The sequence below is a fragment of the bacterium genome (genome assembly GCA_035549195.1).
In the GTDB taxonomy this organism is placed as follows: domain Bacteria; phylum Oederibacteriota; class Muellerivitia; order Muellerivitales; family Muellerivitaceae; genus DASZRK01.
The window spans coordinates 1-3,664 of the sequence record DASZRK010000071.1 but is presented as its reverse complement, the minus strand read 5'-3'; the positions used below and the strand labels follow the sequence as shown (position 1 = coordinate 3,664).

The window sequence follows — 3,664 nt, the reverse complement described above, 5'->3', positions numbered from 1 at the left end:
AAAGCCCCCCGGCCGCCGCGCCCAGGAAAGCGTCGTAGCGGTGCAGCAGGAGGGCGGCCAGGGCGAGGGCCCCCGAAACGGTCAGGGTCAAGGGGATGACAAGCCGCAGGGGCTGGGGCATGGGACCCTTCATGGTCTTGGGGGCTTCCGGGCATTGAGTTTCTTGAGGTCCTCCACCAGGACGCGGTAGCCCGCCGCGATCCCCAGCAAGAGCCCGACAATGACCACCCAATCCCCCACTCCCAGGTAATGGTTCAGGAGCCAGCCGATCCCGACACCGGCGAAGTTGCACAGCACGAAGTTCAGTCCGAGGGTGGAGAGTCGTAGGAGATCGGCGCCGGCGGATAATTTTCCCTTGTCCATTGTCCCTCCTTCCCGATGTGGAAGGCCGCCTTGATATAGACGTCCTCGGGGGCGAGGAGCCCCTCCACCTTGGAGCGGTCCTCCTTCACGATCACCACCCCCAGGCCGCAATCGTCCCGGATGTCCCGGGGCCGGGGGATCAGCTTGAAGCGCATCCGGTTGCCCTTGAGGATGGAATCGGCGTGCATGGTCTCATGGGTGGTGTGGAAAAGCAGGACGAAATGCCGCTCGTCCAGGTCCAGGCGCCCCGGGGAAGTGGATGGGGTCATGGGATCCAGGGGTCCTTCCGGATCAGGTCGACCCGGGGAAGTTGAAATCCTTCGGGGAGAGGTTGGAAAGGAACTTCTTGAACTCGGTCATCTCTTCCTTGTACTTCTCCTTGTCCACGATGGTGGCGTTCACCACCACCTTTTCCGCCACGAAGATGGGGGCCCCGGTGCGCAAAGCCAGCGCGATGGCGTCCGAGGGTCGGGCGTCGATCTCCATCTTCTCGGGCGAATCGGGGGTTTCCAGGAAGACCCGGGCGAAGAAGGTGTTCTGCTGGATGTCGTTGACCAGCACCTTGGCCACCTTGGCGCCCAGGGCGTCGATGACGTTCTTGAGCAGGTCGTGGGTCATGGGCCGGGGGATGTTCTGTTCCTGCAACTGGATGAAGATGGCGGTGGCCTCCGCCACCCCGATGGGGATGGGCAGGTAGCGCTTCTCATCGTCATCGGTCAGGATCACCATGGGCACCTTGAGCCCCGGGTCCACCGCGATGCCCCGCACTTTCATTTCGATCATTGGGGATGCTTCCCGCTGGCGTCGAAATCCGCCGGGGAGAGGTTCTCCAGGGATTTCTTGAAGGCCTTCAGTTCCTTCTTGTTCTTCTCTTTGTCCCGGATGACCACCCCGGGGGCCACGACGACCTTCTCGGCCACGAAGATGGGGGCTCCGGCGCGAAGGGCCAGGGCGATGGCGTCCGAAGGCCGGGCATCCAGGTCCAGGCGGTCGCCCGTCCCGGGGTTCTCCAGGAAGAGCCGGGCATAGAAGGTGTTCTGGGACAGGTCGTTGATGAGCACCTTGACCAGGCGGCTGCCCAAAAGGTCCATCACCCCCCGGATCAGGTCATGGGTCATGGGCCGGGCCGGGGTCTGGTCGTTCAACTGGCTGAAGATGGAAGTGGCCTCGGGGACGCCGATCAGGATGGGCAGGCAGACCTTCTCCTCGGCGTCGGTGAGGACGACCATGGGCTGCTTGCACTCCTGGTCGATGGCGATCCCGCGGACCTTGACCTCGATCATCGAAAAGGCTCCTCGAAAGGATTACGGCTTCTATCCCAAAGATAAGGAAACACGGACAAAAAGGAAGAGGGTAGGCAGACCCGAAAGGCAGGCGTGGAATGGATGTCGGATAAGGGGATTATATACCCTCGAAAGGCCGCACTTTCAACGAAGGAGAAAAAAGATTTAAAGGGAATAATTTTTCCCTTTCCATTTTCAGGAACTTCCCTTTTCCTTCCGGAGGTCCTCTTCACCGAAGACCTGGGCCTCGAAAGCCATCAACTTGACGCCGCCCATCCAGGCGTCCGGCGGAAGGCCCGCCTTCACGCAAGTCTGTTCCAGGAACGTCTTGGCGTCCCAGCCGTATTCCATCGCCACCTGGGGCAAGAGGAGCCCCGAGCGGTTCCCCTTGGCCACGATCAGGCCGTGGACGCCCACCTTGATCTTGGAGGCCTCGATCTCCTTGGGGACGGTCAGCACCGAGATCTCCAGGGAGACGTGGGCCATCTCTTCCGCGCGCAAGGGCGGGAACCGCGGGTCGTGGAAGGCCGCGCTGACCGAAGCCTCCTGCACCGCCTCGGCCAGCGGCTCGACCGGATAAGGGAAGCCGATGCAGCCCCGCAGGCCGTCCAGCCAGAGGGTCACGAAGACGCCCCGCTTCTCCCGCAGGCGCGGCGACAAGGTATCCACCGTCGGCAGGCGGCGCCCCTTCTCCAGGGTGGAGAGGATGGAGTGACGGGCCAGCTCCAGCAGGAGCTTCTGCTCCTGTTTTGTGATCGCTTCCTTCGGGTTCATTTTCCGTCCTTGGTCGCCCGGCTGAAGGCCACCGCCGCGTAACCCACCACCCGCTTGCGGTCGCCCGTCACATCGCCCGAGTTGCGGTATTTCAACAAACGGACCTGCCCCGCGCCGCGGGCCTTGCAGTAGCGAAGCAGCACCTGGACCGGCTCCCGGCCGCAATGGGTGCAATGATAGTCCCGGTATCCCCGGCCCATGATGTCGCCGTCCACACCTTCCACCCGCCCCTCGTCCCCGGTCAAAAGGGCCTCCAGGAACTCATGGTCCGCCTTCGACGCCGTCGCTTGGTCGGGGTAATGGGAAAGGTCCGAGGAGGCCACGAAGAGGAAATCCTTCTTCTGGGCGAGGGCCAGGAGCGCGCGGGTCAGGGGTTCCACCGCTTCCCGGGTCCCCTGCCCCATGACCAGGGGCACCACCTGGGCTTCGGGGAAGTAATGCCTGATCAGCGGCAGGTGGACCTCGACCGAATGTTCGCGGGCGAAGGCGGGCGGCACCTCGGCGATATGGTCGTCCTGCTCCATCAGGAACCGGGCCGCCTCCTGGTCCACCGCAAGGTCGCCCAAGGGGGTCTCCACCACTTCCCCCGCGAAAAGGGACACTCCCCGGAAAGCCAGGTAATGGCTGGGCCCGGCCACCACCAGGGTCTTGGGGGCCCTCTCCAAGGTCCGGTAACCCAGGGCCGCCAGGGCCCCCGAGTACATATATCCGGCATGGGGCAGGAGCAGTCCGACCGGCTCCCCCTTCAGGGGCCCATCCGGCGTCTCCTTCTCGAACTCTTTAAAGAAGGTTTGGAGTTCCTTGGGACGGTCAGGGTAAAAGGCCCCTGCCACCACGGGTCGAAGTCTCATGGGAACACTATAAAAGGAGGGGCTTGGGCGGAACAGGGGGCCGGTCATAAGCCCGGCACCGGCTCAAGCGCTATGCAGGACCTTGGAGATCTTGTCGCGGGTATAGGGCCAGGCCCCATCGGGGAGGACGGCCATGGACCCGGCGGTGAACATGGAGGTTTCCAGGGGCACCCAGGACTTGCAGCCCTCGTAGGCGGGCTTCAAGGGCAGGTCCATGGGGACCGGAAGGGTATAGGCCCGGACGATGAAGACGTAAACACCCTGCCAATCGCCGTAGTGGAAGCGTTGTTCGATGGCCTCGTCGCTCATGACCGTGAAAGGGATGAGCCTCTTGCAGGCTTCCCAGTCGGTGACCTTTTCCACGCGGTCCACCACCGCGTAGAGGCGGAAGTG

General features: G+C 63.3%; 7 protein-coding genes. All 7 read right to left on the bottom strand.

The features are described from left to right. Nucleotides 1–129 precede the first annotated feature (129 nt). Nucleotides 130–297 (bottom strand): AtpZ/AtpI family protein, encoded by a 168-nt coding sequence (locus VHE12_12350; protein ID HVZ81571.1) that lies wholly within the window; start codon nt 295–297, stop codon nt 130–132. A 5-nt stretch (nt 298–302) separates the two neighbouring features. Next, a complete protein-coding gene (locus VHE12_12345) occupies nt 303–632 on the bottom strand; it encodes a DUF3343 domain-containing protein (protein HVZ81570.1) in 330 nt (109 codons plus the stop codon). Nucleotides 633–654: 22 nt separating this feature from the next. Next, on the bottom strand, nt 655–1,146 hold the full coding sequence (locus VHE12_12340; protein ID HVZ81569.1) for a bifunctional nuclease family protein: 492 nt from the start codon (nt 1,144–1,146) through the stop codon (nt 655–657). Continuing rightward, a complete protein-coding gene (locus VHE12_12335; protein HVZ81568.1) occupies nt 1,143–1,646 on the bottom strand; it encodes a bifunctional nuclease family protein in 504 nt (167 codons plus the stop codon). Before VHE12_12335 ends, VHE12_12340 begins: the two co-directional genes overlap by 4 nt. 195 nt (nt 1,647–1,841) lie before the next feature. Further along, nucleotides 1,842–2,420, bottom strand: a complete 579-nt coding sequence (gene amrA / locus VHE12_12330) for an AmmeMemoRadiSam system protein A (protein HVZ81567.1) — start codon at nt 2,418–2,420, stop codon at nt 1,842–1,844. Continuing rightward, entirely contained in the window at nt 2,417–3,271 is an 855-nt protein-coding gene (amrB, locus tag VHE12_12325) for an AmmeMemoRadiSam system protein B (GenBank protein ID HVZ81566.1), read from the bottom strand. The genes amrA and amrB overlap by 4 nt, the downstream gene beginning before the upstream one ends. Before the next feature lie 63 nt (nt 3,272–3,334). After that, the coding region (locus VHE12_12320; protein HVZ81565.1) for a DUF1802 family protein at nt 3,335–3,664 on the bottom strand (330 nt) is incomplete at its 5' end.

Bases quoted from the DNA above. Each gene is read 5' to 3' on its own strand.
- VHE12_12340 (HVZ81569.1), bottom strand. From the start codon at position 1,146: ATGATCGAAATGAAAGTGCGGGGCATCGCGGTGGACCCGGGGCTCAAG.
- VHE12_12345 (HVZ81570.1), bottom strand. From the start codon at position 632: ATGACCCCATCCACTTCCCCGGGGCGCCTGGACCTGGACGAGCGGCAT.
- amrB (HVZ81566.1), bottom strand. From the start codon at position 3,271: ATGAGACTTCGACCCGTGGTGGCAGGGGCCTTTTACCCTGACCGTCCC.
- VHE12_12335 (HVZ81568.1), bottom strand. From the start codon at position 1,646: ATGATCGAGGTCAAGGTCCGCGGGATCGCCATCGACCAGGAGTGCAAG.
- amrA (HVZ81567.1), bottom strand. From the start codon at position 2,420: ATGAACCCGAAGGAAGCGATCACAAAACAGGAGCAGAAGCTCCTGCTG.